12 protein-coding genes are annotated in these 18752 nt (G+C 71.1%); 9 read left to right on the top strand and 3 right to left on the bottom strand.

What is annotated here, in order from left to right:
* The first annotated feature begins 25 nt into the window (after positions 1-25).
* A complete protein-coding gene (locus tag ACYVIP_RS20170; RefSeq protein ID WP_460398521.1) occupies positions 26-3094 on the top strand; it encodes a discoidin domain-containing protein in 3069 nt (1022 codons plus the stop codon).
* A gap of 320 nt (positions 3095-3414) precedes the next feature.
* A complete protein-coding gene (locus tag ACYVIP_RS20165; protein WP_460398519.1) occupies positions 3415-4572 on the top strand; it encodes a polysaccharide deacetylase family protein in 1158 nt (385 codons plus the stop codon).
* Positions 4573-4598: 26 nt separating this feature from the next.
* On the opposite strand, the gene ACYVIP_RS20160 is transcribed toward ACYVIP_RS20165, so the two are convergent.
* Genes ACYVIP_RS20160 through ACYVIP_RS20150 form a run of 3 tightly spaced genes read right to left on the bottom strand, consistent with a single transcriptional unit; the run spans position 4599 to position 6711 of the window.
* A complete protein-coding gene (locus ACYVIP_RS20160) occupies positions 4599-5159 on the bottom strand; it encodes a hypothetical protein (RefSeq protein ID WP_460398517.1) in 561 nt (186 codons plus the stop codon).
* Positions 5159-5563, bottom strand: a complete 405-nt coding sequence (locus ACYVIP_RS20155; RefSeq protein ID WP_460398515.1) for a hypothetical protein — start codon at positions 5561-5563, stop codon at positions 5159-5161. The genes ACYVIP_RS20160 and ACYVIP_RS20155 overlap by 1 nt, the downstream gene beginning before the upstream one ends.
* Positions 5560-6711 carry a hypothetical protein gene (locus ACYVIP_RS20150; RefSeq protein ID WP_460398513.1) on the bottom strand — a complete coding sequence of 384 codons (1152 nt, stop codon included), beginning with the start codon at positions 6709-6711 and terminating at the stop codon, positions 5560-5562. Before ACYVIP_RS20150 ends, ACYVIP_RS20155 begins: the two co-directional genes overlap by 4 nt.
* A gap of 108 nt (positions 6712-6819) precedes the next feature.
* On the opposite strand from ACYVIP_RS20150, the gene ACYVIP_RS20145 reads away from it, so the two are divergent.
* From ACYVIP_RS20145 to ACYVIP_RS20115, 7 genes are all read left to right on the top strand, one after another.
* Positions 6820-7089 carry a hypothetical protein gene (locus ACYVIP_RS20145; RefSeq protein WP_460398511.1) on the top strand — a complete coding sequence of 90 codons (270 nt, stop codon included), beginning with the start codon at positions 6820-6822 and terminating at the stop codon, positions 7087-7089.
* A 96-nt stretch (positions 7090-7185) separates the two neighbouring features.
* Complete coding sequence (locus ACYVIP_RS20140; protein ID WP_460398509.1) at positions 7186-8073, top strand: SIS domain-containing protein; 888 nt, start codon at positions 7186-7188, stop codon at positions 8071-8073.
* Between the two features lie 133 nt (positions 8074-8206).
* On the top strand, positions 8207-11524 hold the full coding sequence (locus tag ACYVIP_RS20135) for an SIS domain-containing protein (RefSeq protein ID WP_460398507.1): 3318 nt from the start codon (positions 8207-8209) through the stop codon (positions 11522-11524).
* A gap of 271 nt (positions 11525-11795) precedes the next feature.
* Entirely contained in the window at positions 11796-13688 is a 1893-nt protein-coding gene (locus tag ACYVIP_RS20130; protein ID WP_460398505.1) for an oxidoreductase, read from the top strand.
* Between the two features lie 162 nt (positions 13689-13850).
* On the top strand, positions 13851-15674 hold the full coding sequence (locus ACYVIP_RS20125) for an ABC transporter ATP-binding protein (protein ID WP_460398503.1): 1824 nt from the start codon (positions 13851-13853) through the stop codon (positions 15672-15674).
* Positions 15671-17464 carry an ABC transporter ATP-binding protein gene (locus ACYVIP_RS20120; protein ID WP_460398500.1) on the top strand — a complete coding sequence of 598 codons (1794 nt, stop codon included), beginning with the start codon at positions 15671-15673 and terminating at the stop codon, positions 17462-17464. Before ACYVIP_RS20125 ends, ACYVIP_RS20120 begins: the two co-directional genes overlap by 4 nt.
* Complete coding sequence (locus tag ACYVIP_RS20115; protein WP_460398498.1) at positions 17464-18735, top strand: condensation domain-containing protein; 1272 nt, start codon at positions 17464-17466, stop codon at positions 18733-18735. The genes ACYVIP_RS20120 and ACYVIP_RS20115 overlap by 1 nt, the downstream gene beginning before the upstream one ends.
* The last annotated feature ends 17 nt before the right edge of the window (positions 18736-18752 follow it).

Raw genomic sequence — 18752 nt, 5'->3', positions numbered from 1 at the left:
GGGCTGCTGTCAAAGGAGATGGCCCATGAGCTTCCGTTCTCCTCGCGCGCTGGCGATCGTCACCGTCGTCGCGCTCGCCGCCTCGGTCACCGCGTCCACCGTGCAGGCCGCGCCGGCCGCCGCCGCGGCCTGCGGCACGACCAACGCCGCACTGCACCGGCCGGCCACCACCTCCTCGACGGAGAACGCCGCCACTCCGGCGTCCGCCGCCGTGGACGGCGACCCCGGCACCCGCTGGTCGAGTGCCTTCAGCGATCCACAGTGGATCCAGGTCGACCTCGGCGCGCCGGCCACCCTGTGCCGGGTCGTGCTGAGCTGGGAGGCCGCGCACGCCACCGCGTTCCAGCTCCAGGTCTCCGCCGACGCCGCCACCTGGTCCACTGTGTACTCGACGACCGCGGGCACCGGCGGCGTGCAGACCCTGGAGGTCACCGGCACCGGCCGCTACGTCCGGCTGACCGGCACCGCCCGCGCGACCGGCTACGGCTACTCGTTGTGGGAGTTCGGCATCCACACCGCCACCAACGGCGGCAGCGCCGACCCGGTCATCTCCCGGTTCAAGAAGGTCACCGCGTCGTCCTGGGAGGGCGGCAACGCGCCGGCCGCGGCGCTGGACGGGCGCACCACCACCCGCTGGTCGAGCGCGTTCAGCGATCCACAGTGGATCCAGGTCGACCTCGGCGGCCGGGCCACGGTCAGCGGCGTCACGCTCAACTGGGAGGCCGCGCACGCCACCGGCTACCGCGTCGAGGTGTCCACCGACGCGACCACCTGGACCACGATCCACAGCACCACGACCGGACCGGGCGGGGTGGAGAACCTCGCGGTCACCGGCACCGGCCGCTACGTCCGGATGTACGGCACCGCGCGGGCGACCGGCTACGGCTACTCGTTGTGGGAGTTCGAGATCCACGGCACTGTGGACGACTCGGCGACCACCCCGCCGCTGTTCTCGCCGCCGACCCGCCCGCCGGGCACCACCGGTCAGTTCGCGCTCACCGCCCCGGCCGACCGCGCGCTGGTCACCACCACCCGCCGCCCCGCGCTGTCCTGGGCCGGCGTCCCCGGCGCGGTGCGCTACCAGGTCTGGATCAACATCAGCCGGACCGACTACGACTTCACCGCCGCCGGCGACCTGCTCGACCTGTACACCAAGGTCGCCGAGCCGACCGGCACCGGCTACACCCCGACCTGGGACCTGCCCGACCGCTGGACCTACCGGTGGTTCGTGGTCGCGGTGCCCGCCTCGGGCGCGACCACCACGTCGACCATCCGGACCTTCGGCGTGTACCTGCCGACGGTCGAGACCGTCGCCGACGGCGTCGCGGTCGTCAACGGCAGCCGGGACCTCAACAAGAACGGCGCGATCGAGCCGTATGAGGACTGGCGGCTGCCGGTGGCCACCCGGGTCACCGACCTCCTCGGGCGGATGACCGCCGAGGAGAAGGCCTACCAGCTGTTCTACAACGCCCAGAGCTTCCCCAGATCCGGCTGGCACTTCGGTCCGGCCCAGCCCGCCGACCTGCACGCCGTCCTGCTCGCCGCGTCCGACACCCGCCTCGGCATCCCGGTCGTCTCCGCCGGGGACACCATCCACGGCTACCAGACCAGTTACCCGACACAGAGCGCGCTGGCCGCCGCGAGGAACCACGCGCTGGACTACCGACTCGGCGACCTGCAACGCCGCGAGCAACTGGAGGTCGGCACCCGAGGAGTGCTCGGCCCGCTCGCCGAGGTCGGCACGAAGGTGCTGTACCCGCGCATCCAGGAGGGCGGTGGCGAGAACGCCGCCGTGGCCGCCGCGCAGGTCAAGGCGCTCGTGGCCGGCCTGCAGGGCGGGCCGGAGCTGAACCCGGCCTCGGTGCTGGCGACGGTCAAGCACTGGCCGGGGGAGGGCGCCGGCGGGGAGGCGCTGATCACCTACGACGAGGTGACCATCAAGTACCACATGATCCCGTTCCGGGCGGCGCTGGAGGCCGGCGCGGTCAACATCATGCCCGGCTACGCCGGCAGCTCCCACCTGGACCCCGGCGGTCCCGGCGCGGGCAACAGCGCGCCGATCCTGAACTACCTGCGGCAGAACCTCGGCTTCACCGGCCTGATCACCACCGACTGGCTGCCGTCCGGGGCGTGGGTGAGCGCGGCCAACGCCGGCTCGGACGTCATGGGCGGCGCCGACCCCGGTGCCGATGGCTTCACCATGGCCGGCTTCCTCGCGAACGTCCCGGCCGCCAGGATCGACGACGCGGCCCGGCGCGTGCTGACGCTCAAGTTCACCCTCGGCCTGTTCGAGAACCCCTACGGCGACCCGGTCAACGGGCCCTACCGCCAACACACGCCGGAGTACACCGCACTGGCCAACCAGGCGTCCCGCGAGTCGCTGACCGTGCTGAAGAACGACGGCGCGCTGCCGCTGCGGCTCAACCGGGGCGACAACATCGTGGTGGCCGGCCCGAGGGCGACCGACGGCGCGTCGTGTTGCGTGTGGACCAGCTACTTCCACCAGGAGCACGGGTCGCGCACGATCCTGGACGCCATCCGTGACCGGGCGGCGACCGCGGGGGTGACCGTCCACCAGGACAGCGGCCCGGCGCCGGAGCTGGCAGTGGTGGCCGTCGGCGAGGCCTCCTACACCCACGGCACGAACTGGGTGAAGGAACAGCCCTACCTGCCGCCGGACCAGCTCGCGATCATCCAGAGCTTCCGTGCCCAGGGTGTGCCGGTGGTGGTGCTGCTGGTGCTGCCCCGGCCGTACGTGATCAGCGAATGGCACGACCTCGCCGACGCCGTCGTGGTCACCTACCGCGGCGGCGAGGAGATGGGCCCGGCCGCCGCCGGCCTGCTGTTCGGTGACTTCGTGCCACGCGGCCGGCTGCCATGGCAGTTGCCCCGGTCGCTGGACCAGGTGTTGCGCCCCGGCGGCACGGACGTCCCGGCGGACGCCACGGAGAACTGGGACCTGCCCTACGACCTCGGCGCCACGCCCGCCCAGCGCGCGGAGATCCGGGCGCGGATCGACGCCGGGCAGAGTCCGGCGACCAGCTACGGGAACCCGCTGTATCCATACGGGGCCGGGCTGACGTCCTGGCCGTGACCCCGAGCCGACCTCCTGACCACGCGATGAGGCCAGCCAGCGCCACCGCGTGACGGGGGGTTCACCCGTCACGGGCAGGCGCCGGCGGACCCGCCGTCACCCGTCGAGCACGCGAGTGCCTTGTGGACACCATGGTGTCCACAAGGCACACCCCATCGAGTGATCACGGTCCCTTGTGGACATGATCACTCATCCGTGTGGATTTCCCTTGTGTTGTCGTGGTTCTCGCGCGCCAGTCACGTCTGCCGGACTTATCGTCTGGCTCATCGTGTGTGCGTCACGACTACGGAGGAAGCTATGCGGCATTGTGGTGTGCGGGGATGAACGAGCGTCGGGAAGGCGAGAAACGCCGCTCAATCCATCGGGGTCCGATTCTCACCGGCCTTGCCCTGTCTCTGACCCTGGTCGTGCTGATCGTGATCGGCACCAACCAGGACGACGCCGGTGCCGGTGAGGGCGCGGCGGGTCATCTGTCCAGTTCGGACGAAGAGGTGGAGAAGGCCGAACGGACGGTCGAACCGGCGTGGATGCACCGGCTGGCGCCGGGGGAGAAGCCGCCGCAGTTCGTGCTGTTCTCCTTCGACGGCGCGGGCTCCCACGCGCACTGGCAACGCACCCTGCCGATCGCGGCCCGCACCGGTGGCTCGTTCACCGCGTTCCTGTCCGGCATCTACATGCTCACCGACGACCAGCGAGTCCGCTACACCGGTCCAGGCCACCAGCCGGGCAAGGCGTCCATCGCGTTCGGCGGCACCCCACAGGACGTGCGGACCCTGATCGCCGACCTGAACCAGGCCACGAAACAGGGGGTCGAGGTCGGCACCCACTACAACGGACACTTCTGCGCTGGCAACGAGCCTGGCGGGAACCAGTGGTCGGCCGCCGACTGGAACAGCGAGCTGGACCAGTTCTTCCGCTTCGTACAGGACGCGCCCGGCCTGCAGGTCGACCCGTCGACGATCAAGGGCGGCCGCACCCCGTGCCTGGAGGGCGACTTCGACATCGTGCTGCCGACGCTGGCCAAGCGCGGCATGACCTACGACTCGAGCCAGGTGTCCGAGGGCATCGCGTGGCCGGAGTACAAGCACGGGGTCTGGGAGTTCGCCATGCCGTACGTGAAGGTGCCGGCGACCGGCCGTAAGACGATCATGATGGACTACAACCTGTGGGTCCAGTTCAACGGTGGGCAGAACGAACCGGCCAGGGCCGACACGTTCCGCGAGTACACCCTTGGCACGTACCGGGCCGCGCACCAGGCCGCGCTGGCGGGCAACCGCGCGCCGCTGGTGATCGGCAACCACTTCAACATGTGGTCAGGTGGCGGCTTCAGCGCCGCGGTGGAGACCTTCATGTCCGAGGTCTGCGTCGCGAAGGACACGGTGTGCGCCACCTACACCCAGGTCATCGACTGGATGGCGCTCCAGGATCCCAAGGTACTCAAGGAACTCAGCGAACTGCCGCACGCCCAGGTGCCGTGAGTCCACACAGGACTTGAGTTCTCCGGTCAGGAGATGACCTGGCCGCACGTGATGTCGGTGGCGGCGCCGCGCATCGCGTCGGTCACCGTCACCCCGGTCAACGGCCGGGCGGCGCGGGCGGCCGCGGTTGGCCAGACCGTGCCGAACACCTGACCGAGTCGGCCGTCGTCGGCATCCGTCGGCAGCGCGTCGATTTCGTCCCGGCCACGGGCAAGTGCGTCCCGCAGTTCGGTCAGTTCGTCGCCGAACTGGGAGACGGCGGTGTCCCCGCCATCGACCGGCGCGGCCGGCAGCTCGGCGAGCCGATCGATGGCGGCGTCGATCGCGCTCGCCGTGTTCTCGAGTTGCCCGAGCATCGACGTCCGCAGTTCGTCGGTGTCCGGGGAACTGGTGTAGATCCCGCGACTCAGGTCACTCGCGACGGTGCAGAAGCCGGTCATCCACGCCACCGCGCCGGGTGCTGGCGTCCCTCCGGTGGTCTCCGGCGCGCTTTCGGTGGTCCCTGGTGTCGGCGCCGAGTCCGCCGGCGTCCCCGTGCAGCCAACCAAGGCGACCAGCACGGTGACACCAATGACCAGTTTGCTCATCAACGTCTTTTCCTCAGGATGGGTGGCGGATTTTCCCAGTGGTCCTCGTCATCCGCGCGCGATCGAGGGCGAGACCGTCGAGGCGTGGCGACGTCGGCTTCTTCCCGTTGTGCTTCTTTGGCGAAGTCCTCAGCTCGACGCTCGTGCTCGGCTCGTTCCTCGGCCGACAGTTCGCGGTACTGCTCGGTGAACCGACCGATCTGCTCGTCGAGCACTGTGGTGGCGCGCGGATCGTTGAGGGCTCCGCGCAAGCTCACCCGTCCGGACAGGACATCGCGGGCCAGGTTCCGCAGCTCGGGATGACTGGTCTGGTTGGCGAGCAACTCCAGTTGTTTGCGTGCGCCCGCCTTGTGAGCAGGGGAGACGGCAAGGTCGGCCAGCGGATCGAACGGACGATTACTCACAACTCTCCCCGCTGCCGTGGTCGAGCTGGTTCGGGCACCGCCCCAGGATGGTCGTAGCCTACCGCCGGCATCGGCAGCGGAGTGATCTCCCGCAGCTCGGTCTCATCGGGTGAGGTCACCATGCCCACGAATCCGGTGATCACCATCTGTGCGCGGGAGATCACGTTGGTGGCCTCTCCCCACAGGTCCAGGATCTGTTTGCACTCCCATGCCGCGAAACTCCAGGAGATACCGGCGCCCACACCGGTCCAGGAGAGCGCCCCACCGGCCAGCACCGCGAGCCCGGCAACTATCGCCGTATCCATGATCAATTTGATGATGTCGGCCAAGGTCTTTGAGCACAGCCATACGTCCCGTGCGACTTCCACGTACCTGTCATGGAACGCCCGGAAGACCTCGGCGTGACTGTGCAGGGCCTTTCCCGCGTTGTCGAAGTAGTGCAACGCGGCGTCACCGGCTTTGCCATGCCAGTCGGCACCCAGCCAGCGCAGGCCATTGTCCAGGTTGTCGCCGATATCGTCAGCGGCGGCGGCGAGTTGAGCCCACATGCTGCCGCAACGAGCGAAACCCTTCCAGTCGCCGACGACGACCTTGTTGATCTCCTCCATGGGGTTCACGCCGATGGTGTCGTTCAGGACCTGGTTGATCCACCATGTTGGGCTGAGATAGTCGCCCATGATGTTGAACAGGGCCATGGGATCGCTGAAGTCGGGAGGATCACCCGGCTCGGTGAGGTGGACCAGCGGGTTGTGGATGTCGTCACCGCCGACCGCGTGGAACGGGCCTTGCACGTCCGGGCGCTGGGCGGGCACCGGCGCCGGCGCACCGATCGCCGGGCGGGGAGCGCCGGGGTAGGTGGTGTCCAGGTTCGCAGCCGAGGCGTGGTCGACCGAGCGGTAGTGCGCCGCCGTACGGGTGAGTTCCTCCGTGCTCGCGCCAAGTTGATGGAAGCCCTGGGAGACGCTGCTGAGCATTCGGTCGACGGTCTGCTCGTGCGCGTCGACCAGGTGCTGAATCCATCCGCCCTCGGTGTTCGCCAACCGTGAGTTGTCAGCGAGATGAACATTGGTCAGTGCCAGGTTGATGCCGTTGCGCTCGACGAGTTTCGCGTACTTGTCGAGCGCGTCGGGTCGGACAAGGAAATCCAAGGTTCCCCCAGATGTGGACGCATGGCGGTGTTAGGTTCCCACGATGGGGTGGTGCGCCGTGCGGGAATCAGTCGGATTGTTCCGAGGTCGCCCTCGGCTGGAGGGGCGATGACCGAGGATCCATGGCGACGGTTGCGTCGTCGGGTGGCGGAGTGCGTTGCGCTGGTTGGGCTGCTGTTCTCGGCCTATGTGATCACGCGCAGTTCGACGCTGGTGGGTGTTGTGGTCGGGGTGCCGCTGGCGGCCGCCGCGGGGTTCGCGGTCGGGTCGCTGGTCGCCAAGGTCAAGCGGTACGCGGTCGAGCGGATCTGGATCGCGCTGGGACTGCTGGTGTTCGCGATCGGGGCGGGCATCCTGTTCGACGTGCTGGACGGCTGACCACCTGTATGAGTGGTGTAGACCACTGGCAATTGGTGTGGACCACTTGGTATCGTGCGGCTGCGAAGCTGGCAGGCCGTCGAGATCACACGTGGAGTGGTTGTGCCCTACATCGAGGAAGAGATCGCGACTCAGCCGGACAGGTGGCGCCAGGCGGCCGCGCTGCACTCCGCCGGCACCGTGGTGGGGCTACCGGAGCCCGGCGAGCGCGTCGCCGTGATCGGCTGTGGCACCTCGCGGTTCATGGCACAGACCTACGCCCGGCTGCGGGAGGAGTCCGGCCACGGTGAGTCGGACGCGTTCCAGGCCTCGGAGTTCCCCCTCGCCCGGCGCTACGACCGGGTGCTCGCGATCACCCGGACCGGCACCACCACCGAGGTCGTCCGCGCACTCGCCGAGATCGGCGGCCGCACGCCGACCACCGTGATCACCGCCGAGCCGACCAGCGACGTCATCGGGCTGGCCAAGGACGCGGTCATCCTCGACTTCGCCAACGAGCGGTCCATCGTGCAGACCCGGTTCGCCACCAGCACGCTCGCCCTGCTGCGCGCCCACCTCGGCCAGGACGTCGAGGCGCTGGCCGCCGCCGCCGAGGTCGCGCTGACCGAACCGCTGCCGGCCAACGCCCTGGACGCCAGGCAGTACACCTTCCTCGGCACCGGGTGGACCGTCGGCCTGGCCAACGAGGCCGCCCTCAAGCTGCGCGAGTCCACCCAGTCCTGGTCCGAGTCCTACCCCGGCATGGAGTACCGCCACGGCCCCAACTGCGCCGCCGACGAGCGCACGCTGGCCTGGATCTTCGGGCCGCCGGCCGACAACCTGGTCGCGGACGTCCGCGCCACCGGCGCGACCGTCGAGATCGGCGGGCACGACGCCATGGTCGAACTGGTCCGGGTGCAGCTGCTGGCCGTCGAGCTGGCCGCGGCGAAGGGGCTGGACGTGGACAACCCGAGGAACCTCACCCGGTCGGTGATCCTCCCCTGAACTAGGACGGCACCGCCGACCGCGCCACGCCCGCCCAGGCGCCGCGCCCGGTCCATGTGAGAGTCTTGGCCACCGGCTGACATTCGTCGCGATGGATCCTCGGGAGGCTTGGATGTGCGGGATTGTGGTGGCTTTGCCCGTCTACTCAGACGGGGGTGAGCTACCGCCCGCCGCGTTGGTCGAGGCGCTGCCCGAGTTCCCCGAGTCCGTGTTCGGCGCGTCCTCGGACACCGTGGCCGACGAGCTCGCCGCGCTCGCCACCCGGCTCGACACCGCGCTCGAGCTGTACGGCACCGCCGCCGCGATGCGGACGCTGGCCACCGAGCCGGAGCCGGTGAACACCGCGCTGCGCCGGCTGGCCGACGCGGTCGCCCGGCTGGAGGCCGGCCTCGACGCGCGCACCGCCGCCTGGGGCGCCGACGCCATGGAGCACGTCCAGGGCCAGGTCCGGCAGGTCCGTGACCAGGCGTGGGCACTGCGCCACGATCGGATGAACGCCGCGGTCCGGGCAGGCGAGCTCACGCCGGCGGGCTGGACCGGCCGCTCGGTGACCTCCTACACGGCGGTGAGCGCGGTACTCGACGCGATCGACCGGCTCGAGGTGCGTGGCCGCGACTCCGCCGGCCTCACCATCTGGGTAGAACTCGACCCCGCCGACCGGGAAACCGTCGGCGACCCGGCCAGGCAGGACCCGCAGTTCCGCAACCGGTCGGTGGTCGGCACCGCGCACGGTGCCTGCTTCGCCTACAAGCACGCCGCCATCATCGGCCGTCTCGGCGACAACACCCGCCACCTGCGCGACACCATCCGCGCCGACGCCGACCTGCACCGGCTGCTCGCGCTGCCCTCCTCGGCGGTCACCGTGCTCGCGCACACCCGCTGGGCCAGCGTCGGGCGCACCAGCGAGGCCAACGCGCACCCGGTGGACAGCCGCGACGCCGCCGGCACGCTGACCGGCCGGTACGCCATCGCGGTGGCCAACGGCGACGTCGACAACTACCTGGCCCTGCAGGGCAGCTGCGGCTACGTGCCCGACGACACCGGGGTCACCACCGACTCCAAGCTCATCCCGCTGTTGCTGTCCAGGGAGCTCGCCGCCGGCCGCACACCGGACGCGGCGATGGTGGCCGCGCTGTCGGCCTGTGACGGATCGGTGGCCATCGCGGCCCAGTGCGACGCCGAGCAGGGGGAGGTCCTGCTGGCCGCCAAGGGCAGTGGGCAGTCGCTGTATGTCGGCTTCGCGCCGAGCGGGTACTTCGTGGCCAGCGAGGTGTACGGCCTGGTCGGCGTGACGTCGTGGTTCGCCAAGGTCGACGGTCAGCTCTGGCCGGAGGCGACCGAGCCGGGCACCGTCGTGCGGCTCAACCGCGCCGGCGCGGGCCGTCAGGCCGAGGTCGAGCGCTGGGACGGCGAGGGCACGGTGCGCCCGCTGGCCGAGGCGGAGGTGCGGCTGGCCGAGGTGACCACGCACGATCTCACCCTCGGTGACTTCGAGCACTACCTGGAGAAGGAGATCTTCGAGGCCGCGTCCTCGTTCCGCAAGACGCTGCGTGGCCGGATCGCGACCGACGACGCCGGCCGGCCGTCGGTGAACCTGCCGAACTCCTCGGTGCCCGAGGAGCTGCGCCGCCGGCTGCTGGCCGGTGAGCTGCGCCAGATCGTGGTGCTTGGCCAGGGCACCGCCGCGGTCGCCTGCCAGGGCATCGCCAACACGATGCAGTCGATGATCGGCGACGACCTGCCGGTCCGGGCCTACCCCGCGACCGAGTTCTCCGCGTGGTGGCTGCGGGCGGACATGGCCGACTCGTGCGTGGTGGCCGTCAGCCAGTCCGGCTCGACCACCGACACCAACCGCGCCGTCGACCTGGCCCGCGAGCGCGGCGCGCTGGTGGTGTCGATCATCAACCGCCGGGACAGCGACCTCGCGGAGAAGAGCGACGGCATCCTCTACACCTCCGACGGCCGGGACGTCGAGCTGTCGGTGGCCTCGACCAAGGCGTTCTACGCCCAGGTCGCGGCGGGCGCGCTGCTGGGCGCGGAGCTGGCCAGGGCGCTCGGCCAGCTGGCCCCGGCCCGCGAGGAGTCGCTGCTGCGCGGCCTGCTGCGGATTCCCGACCAGCTCGAGGCCCTGCACAAGGTGAACGAGCGGATCGCCAAGACCGCGCGTGAGGTCGCCGCCGCCTACCCGTACTGGGCGGTCGTCGGGTCCGGTCCCAACCGGGTGGCCGCGGCCGAGATCCGGATCAAGCTGTCCGAGCTGTGCTACAAGACGATCTCCTCGGACGCGGTCGAGGACAAGAAGCACATCGACCTGTCGGCCGAGGCGCTGGTCGTGGTGTGTGTGGCCGGTGCGCCGCCGGCGCAGATGAGCGACCTGATCAAAGAGGTGGAGATCCTCAACGCGCACCGCAACCGCGCGGTGGTGGTGTGTGACGAGGGCACCGAGTACCTCTGGCCGACCGACTCGCTGGTGCCGGTTCCCCGGGCGCATCCCGACCTGGCGTGGATCATGGCCACCGCGGCCGGGCACCTGTTCGCCTACCACGCGGCCAGGGCCATCGACGCGACCGCCGACGACGTCCGGCTGGCGCTGGCCGGCCTGGAGGCGGCCGTCGACCGGGGCGTCGCGGCCGCCCAGCCGCTGCCGATCGAGGTCCTGCGGCTGGTCCAGCAGCTGCTCGCGGCCGCCGGCCGGGGCGAGCTGCGCGGGGTGCTCAGCAGCCAGACCGCGGTCGCGCTGGCGGCCATCGCCTACCAGTCCGACCCGGTGGGACCGGCGGAGGCGCGGGTCGTGCTGACCGCCGCCCTCGACGAGCTGGCGCGCCCCATCGACACGGTCAAGCACCAGGCCAAGACGGTCACCGTCGGCACCTCGCGCGGCGACTCCGACCTGTACGACAACGAGATCATCCGCGCGCTGAGCGCGGCCGGCACCGACCCGGTCGACCTGACCTTCCCGGTGCTGGACGTGATCCGCGCGCACGCCAGGGTGGTGGCGCGGCCGACGGGCGTGACCCGCTACCGGCTCACCCACGACGGCGCGGGCGGCGATCAGCTGACGGTGCTCACCAAGACCGGGGTGGCCGAGGGCCTGGCGAGCCGGGCGGACGCGGGGGCCGCGCTCACCGGCTCCAAGCGCCGGGTGGCCGAGATCCGGGTGCCGAGGCTGGTCCGGGGGCGGGCGGACGACCGGATCGTGCTGATCGTGCCGGAACACCTCGCCGGGGATGTGGCGGCGCTGTCGGTGGTGCACGTGGAGCTGCGGGACTCCTGCCCGATCTCGGATCTGCGGGCGGCGATGGACTCGGTCGGCGAGCGCATGGCGGAGATCATCGCGGCGGTGTCCGAGACCCGGCCCGGTTTCGTGCCCGAGCAGCTTCAGGTGCTGCCGGCAGCGGTGGTGCTGTTGGCTGACATGGAGTCGCTCACTCGGGCACTGCCCATCGGATAAAAGCGACAACGGATCTTACCGGATTCGTATTGTGGGTTCAATGCGCTGATGGTGGACGCGACGGCCGCCCGGCAACACGCCGGGTGAGCCGACGGTCCGTGCTGGACACCCGGCTCTCGCGTGGGCTATGTTCGATAGATTGATTCTCGTGGCGAAACAATTGTCCCGCAGTGATTTTTTTTGGGGGTCGGTCGCCCATGTCGATGGTTGCCGAAACCGTATATTCCGCCGATCAATTCCGGACCGTTCTTGTTAATTCCGGCTGGCGGCCGTGACTGCCGGCCCGCGACCGCCGGTGTTGCGCCGTTTCGGTCAGACCGGTCTCACCGTCCCGGAGATCGGCCTCACCACGACGGGCCGGGGCGGGGATCAGGCACTCGTCGCGCCCGCGGTGCGTCTTGGCCTGCGGTTCCTCTGCCTGCCGACGCCGGTGCGGCCCGAGGTGCTGGCCGAGGCGGGCGGGGACACGCTGCTCGCCACCGCCGACGAGCTGCGCCGCGCGGGGCGGTGGGTTCCACCGGCCCCGCCGGCCGAGCGGCGGTGGGATCTGCTGATCGCCGACCTGACCCGCAACTCCTTGCTGGACCGGGAGTTCCTCACCGCCGCGCGGGCGGAGATGGACGCGGGCGGGTTCGGCGCGCTTGGCGCGCGGGTGCACGACGAGGCCGGCGTGCGCCGGGTGATCGACACCGGCGCGTTCGCCGCGATCGAGCTGGCTTTCGGTCTACGGCAACAGAATCTGCTGCTGCGCTGTCGGCAGCTGTTGCGCGACTGGGGTGGCGCGGTGATCGTCCGGCTGGTGCCGGCGGTCGGTGGTCCCCGGGTCGACCGGTGGCTGGCCACCGAGGCCGGCGAGCGCACCCTCAGCCAGGTCGCCGTGCAGGCGGTGCTGCTGTCCGACGTGGTCTCCGTGGTCGTCCAGCGCCCGCACGACGAGACCGAGCTGCGTGAGCTGGCGGCGTGCTCGCGCGAGCTGCCGGCGCTCACCCCGGCGGTCGTCGGCGCGCTCGACCGGGCGCTGGCCGCGGACGGGGTGCGGTCCAACCTCGGCGAGTTCCACCGGCGACGACCGGCCGTGCCGCTGGCCGCGCGCCGGTTGGCCGACTCGTGGACGCTCGGCCCGTTGCGGCTGCGCAACCGGATCGTCCGCTCCGGCGCCACCGAACGCGCGGTCGACCGCGCGTGCCTGCCGACCGACGCGATGCGCTCGCTGTACCACGCGCTGGCCGCGGGCGGTGCCGGCATGATCATCACCGGCTGTCTCGCGGTCAGCCGCTACGCCAGGGCCAACCAGAGCAACGGTGTGCTGCGGCCAGGCCCCGCCGTGGCCGCCTGGCGGGACATCCTCACCGCCTGCCGCCGCGAGGCCGATGTCGCCTTCTGCGCGCAACTTGGCTACCGCGGCACGCTGTCCACCGGCTCCTACGACGAGCGCGTGATCGTGCGGGCCTTCGCACGGGCCGCCAAGGCCGCGGAGGCCGCCGGCTTCGACGCCGTCCAACTGCATGGCGCGCACGGTTATCTGCTCGGCCAACTGCTCGCCGAGGCGCCGCCGCTGCGCACCATCGGTCCGGCGGCCGGCCACCACGGTCTCGACCTTGTCCGCCGGGTGATCGACACCGTCCGCGCCGAGGTCGGCGACCGGCTCGCCGTGCTGATGAAGCTCAACTGCTCGGACTTCGTCTCGGCCGGCTACGACCAGCGGGACTCGCTGGTCGCGGTGCGCGCGTTGGCCGACAGCGGGTTGGACGGCGTCGAGTGGAGCGGTTGGGTGCCGGCCGCGCCCGCCGCCCGCACCCCGTCGCGGCGTGGTGAGGTCGAGGTCCGCTCCGAAGGGTTCTTCGTCCCGTTCGCCGCGCGCACCAAGGCCGAGAACCCGAACCTGGCCGTCGGCACCTGCGGCGGGTTCCGGAGCACGGCCGGCGCGACCAGGGCGGTCGACGACTACCACCTGGACTTCGTCTCGCTCGCCCGACCGCTGGTGGCCGAACCGGATCTGCCGCGCAAGCTGCTCAGCGGCCTGGCCCAGGCGCGCTGCGACGGCTGCAACGAGTGCCTTGCCAAACAGGTCAGTCCGTTGCATTGCCCGCGTGTGCTGGTGAGTTCCGGACCGCATTCCTCGGTGCCAGCGAGCCGCAATGTCGGCGGGAAAGCGGTTGATTGACAAGCTCATTCGGGTGCGGTAGTTATGTTGACAGGTCGCGCTGGACACCCGGGAACGGTCCGGGGGTACGGTATGCCGCGAAGTTCGAGCCAGACAATCGTGCGTGCCGTATTTCCCTAATGGACCGCGCCGTTCGCCGCACGTGGCCAGGACAGGAGAAACGTGACGCGGCCTGGCCGGATCCTGGGGGAGCGGTGGCGGTTGCTGTCGCTGTTGGCCGGCACGGGGCGTTGGCTGCTGGCGCTGTTGTCGGTGGCACACCTGGTGACCGCGCTCGCCGCCGGCGCCACCGCGGTCGCCACCGGCTGGCTGCTCGACCGCGCGCTTGCCGGTTCCGGCGTCGGCGACGTGCTGGTACCACTCGGTCTGGTCGCGGCGCTCGTGCTGGCCGGCCAGTGTGTGGAGATCGCCAGGGAACCACTCGACCTGTTGGCCGCGCGCCGAATCGACGGCGCACTGCGCGCCACGGTGCGGGCCACCGTGGCGCGACCGCGCGAGATCGCGCATCTGGACGACCTCGCCTTCGGCACCGACGTCGCGCGGATCTCCGAACTCGGTGGCTGGCGCACCAGGACACCGGGCACCGGCGCCGTCGGCCAGCTTGTCCTGTTGGGACGGTTGACCAGCGCCGTGCTGTGCGCCGCCGTGCTGGCGTGGTTCGCGCCGCTGCTCGCCTGCTGGCTGCTGGTGGTCACGCTGGTGATGCGCGCCGGCATCCGCCGGCACTGGGTCCGGCTGAGTGCCACCTGGGACACCCACGCCGGCGCGCGGCTGCGGATGGACTACTGGGCCGACACGCTCACCGAGTCGCCGTCGGCCAAGGAGGTCCGGCTGTTCGGCCTCGGCCCGTGGCTGACCGAGCGGTACCGGCGCCAGGCGCGGGCGTGGCTCGAGGAGGTCTGGCGGCATCGCCGGGGCATCCTGCGCCGCCAGTGGTGGACCTTCCTGCTCGCGCTGGGAACCGGCTTCGCCGCGCTGTACGTCCCGGGTGCCGCGCTGGGCGCGGGCGAGCTCGGGTTCGGCGGGCTGATCACGATGGTGCTCGCCGCGTGGGGCGTGTTCGCCGCCGGCGCCATGGGCTACGAGGCGTTCGACATCGAGTACGCCGTCGGCGCGATCCGCGCGCTCGACCGTCTCGACCGGCGCGCCAGCACGTGGTCGGCCGGTGCCGATAGTGCCGCGCCCGCGCCGGAAACACCCGCGCGGATCCACTTCGAGCGTGTCGGCTTTCGTTACCCGGGAACGGATCGGCCCGTGCTGGACGGTTTCGAGCTGGCCATCGCGCCGGCCGAGGTGCTGGCCGTGGTCGGGCGCAACGGGGCCGGCAAGACCACGATGATCAAGCTGTTGGCCGGGTTGCAGCGGCCGACCGAGGGCCGGATCACCCTCGACGGCGTCGACCTGGCCGGCGTCGACATCGAGTCCTGGCGCCGCCGGGTCACCGCGGTCTTCCAGGACTTCGTGCACTATCCGCTCACCGTGCGGGAGAACGTCGCGCTCGGCGCGCCCGAGGTGGCCGAGGACGACGAGGCGATCGCGTCGGCCATCGCGGCCGCCGGCGCCACCGAACTCGTCGACCGGCTGCCCGACGGCCTGGACTCGCTGCTGACCAGGGAGCACTCGGGTGGCGTCGACCTGTCCGGCGGGCAGTGGCAGCGGATCGCCATCGCCAGGGCGCTGTTCGCGGTCGCGCACGGCCGGCAGGTGCTGGTCCTGGACGAGCCGACCGCCCACCTCGATGTGCGTGCGGAGGCGGAGTTCTACGACCGGGTGATCGCGGCGGTCTCCGGCGTGACCGTCGTGCTCATCTCCCACCGGCTGTCCACCGTGCGGCACGCGGACCGCATCGTCGTGCTCGACCGCGGCCGGATCTCGGAGATGGGCAGCCACGGCGAGTTGATGGACCTGGCCGGTGCCTACGCTGGCATGTACCGCCTGCAGGCCGACCGCTTCGCCACCGACCCCACCGACGGGGTACCGGTATGAGGGATCGCGGCCGGGTGGTCACCGGCATGCTGAGCCTGGCGTACACGGCCGATCCCCGAGCCACGGTCACCGCGCTCTCGCTGGCCGCCGTGAACGCCCTCGCGGTCGCCGGGATGGGGCTGAGCGTGCGCGAGGTCGCCAACTCGTCCGGATCCGAGCCGACCGGGCTGGTGTTCGCGGCGGCGGTGGGCGCGTTGGCCTACGCGCTGATCGCCGCGGTGCAGCGGGTGCAGCACAACCTCCAGGTCGACCTGACCGAGCGGGTGGACGTGGTGCTCTCCGGCCGCCTGTTCACCATGACCTCGACCATCCCCACGCTGCAACACCTTGAGCGCACGGAGTTCCTCGACCGGCTGCGCCAGCTCCGCACCAGCACCGAGACGCTGGCCGGCGCCTGCTGGGGCGCGGCCGAGTCGGCGTCGTCATTGATCAGCCTCGGCCTCAGCGTGTGGCTGCTCGCCGGGGTGCATCCCGCGCTGATCCTGTTGGTGTTGCTGGCGGTGCCGCCGCTGGTGTTCTCCCGGCGGGCGACCACCATCCTCGGGCGGGCGCGGGACCAGACCGCGGACGCCGACCGCCGCGAGGCCCATCTGCACCGCCTCGGCACCCGCGCCGAGGCCGCCAAGGAACTGCGGATCAGCGGCAGCGACCGGGCGGTGAGCGCCCGGGCCGGCGCCTACTGGGACCAGGTCACCGACGGCCTGGTCCGTGGGCAGCGGCGCGCGGCGCTGTGGCAGGCCGCGGGATGGGCCTGTTTCGCCGTCGGCTACCTCGCCGCGCTGGCGTTCGTCGCGCACCTGGTCGCGCGGGGCCGCAGCGGCCCTGGCGACCTGCTGATGGTCGCGAGCCTGTCGGGCTATCTGCGCACCCAGTTGCAGACCACGGTGAACGGGGCGAGCAGGCTCGCCGAGGGCCGGCACACGATGGGCCGGCTGCGCTGGCTCGAGGAACACGCGGCGAGCGTGCGGCACCCGGGCACCGAGCCACCGCCGGCGCGGCTGGAGACCGGGATCTCGTTGCGCGGGGTCGGTTTCCGCTACCCCGGGACGGACCTGCGCGTGCTCGACGAGGTGGACCTCGACCTGCCGGCGGGGGCGGCGGTCGCGCTGGTCGGGATCAACGGCGCCGGCAAGACCACCCTGGTCAAACTGCTGACCGGGATGTACGAGCCGACCGCTGGCCAGATCCTGGTCGACGGGGTGCCGTTGCGGCGCCTGGACCTCGACCAGTGGCGGAGCCGGACCAGCGCGGCGTTCCAGGACTTCGGCAAGTTCCAGGTGACCGCCGGGTACGCGGTCGGGGTCGGCGACCTGCCGCGCGCCGAGGACCGGGAGGCGGTGGCCACGGCGATCGACGAGGCGGACGCGCGCGCGGTCATCGACCGGCTGCCGTCCGGTGTGGACACTCAGCTCGGCCGGATCTTCGACGGCGAGGAGCTGTCTCACGGCCAGTGGCAGCGGCTGGCGCTCGGCCGGGCGGTGTTGCGCCAGAACCTGTTGCTGTCCATGCTCGACGAGCCGACCGCGGCACTCGACCCGCAGGCCGAGCACGACCTCTACGAGCGGTTCGTCGGCGCTGGGCGTGCCCGGCGGGCGGCCACCGGCGCGATCACTCTCCTGGTGTCCCACCGGTTCTCCACGGTGCGGATGGCCGACCTCATCGTGGTGCTCGCCGGCGGCCGGGTGGTCGAGCAGGGCACGCACGCGCAGCTGATGGCGCTGGACGGGCAGTACGCCGAGCTGTACGGCACGCAGAGCGCCGCGTACGCCAACCCGACCGTGGAGTCCTGATGACCAGTCCGCTGTGCTTCGGTCAGCTGTCCATCTGGCGGTCGATCGAGACCAACCCGTTGGTGGACGGTGTCCGGTCCCAGCTCACCGAGCTGCGTCCGCTGCCGGCCGGGGTCACCGAGGCGCGGGTGCGGGTCGCGGTGGAGACGTTGTGGCGCCGGCACGAGAGCCTGCGCACCACCTTCGAAAACGGCGGCGGTGACGTGCGCCAGGTCGTACACGCCGGCGCGGACGGTGTCCTGGAGTCCCGTTTCCTTGGCAGCGCGGAGGAAGTGGTGCCCAGCGCCGAGGAACTGTTCGCTCAACCGTTCGTGCTCACCCGGGAGTTCGGTTGGCGGGTCAGGCTGCTGAGCGTAGCGGACGGCACGGCGGCGGTCGCGTTCTCGGTGCACCACGTCCTGGCCGACGAATGGGCGTTGCGGCTGCTGCTGGCGGAGTTCCATCGGCTGCTGACCGACCAAGAGGCCGAGGGCGTGCGTGCCCGGCAGGCGTCCGGGCCCGCCGTGTTGGCCCGCCAGCAGCACGCCGACGGATGGGCCGCCCGCCGGTCGGCCGCGCGGGTCTACTGGACCAGGCTGACCGAGGACTTCGCCGACCGGACCGGGCAACGGACCGAAACACCGGGGGAGCGTCGGCGCGGGTCGATCGACCTGAGCGACGTGTCTAACATCGTCGACCAACACCGGGTCACCGCCCACACGGTAGTGCTCGCCCTGTTCGCCATCGGCATCCGGGCGAGCACCGGTCGGGGGCGGATCATGGTGCACCTGATGGTGGCCAACCGTCTGCGGCCGGACTGGCAGGGCCTGGTGGCCTCGATGAACCAGATCGTGCCGGCGGGGATCGAACTGGACGAGCGGAACACGTTCCACGATCTGGTCCGGTACGTCGAGGTCGCCGGTAGGGCGGCGCTGCGCAACGGTTGCTATGACGTGGACGAGGCGGCCGTGATCACCCAACGGCCCCCTGGCTCAGCAGTCGACTACGTGCTCAACTACCAGTTACCGGTCTGGCGCCGACAGTCCATATCAGACAGTCAGCCAGCGGTCGGCGACCGGTCACCCGCGATCACGCCGTCCACCCAACCGGCGATCGCCGGCATCTACGGTGTTGTCCCGAACGCGACCCGCCCGACACTCGACCTGCACGTCGACTCGAACCGCTACCCCGACCAACGGTTACTGAACTTCCTCCGTGGCACGGAGGAAGCGTTGCGACTGCTGACCACCCACCCGAACCCGCGAGTCGCCAACCTGATCGCCCTGTACTGAGGTGCGCGGTGTTCTCA

This window comes from Actinophytocola sediminis (assembly GCF_054779715.1).
Note: the sequence above shows the minus strand (reverse complement) of the source record. Positions and strands in the feature narration are given on the sequence as shown.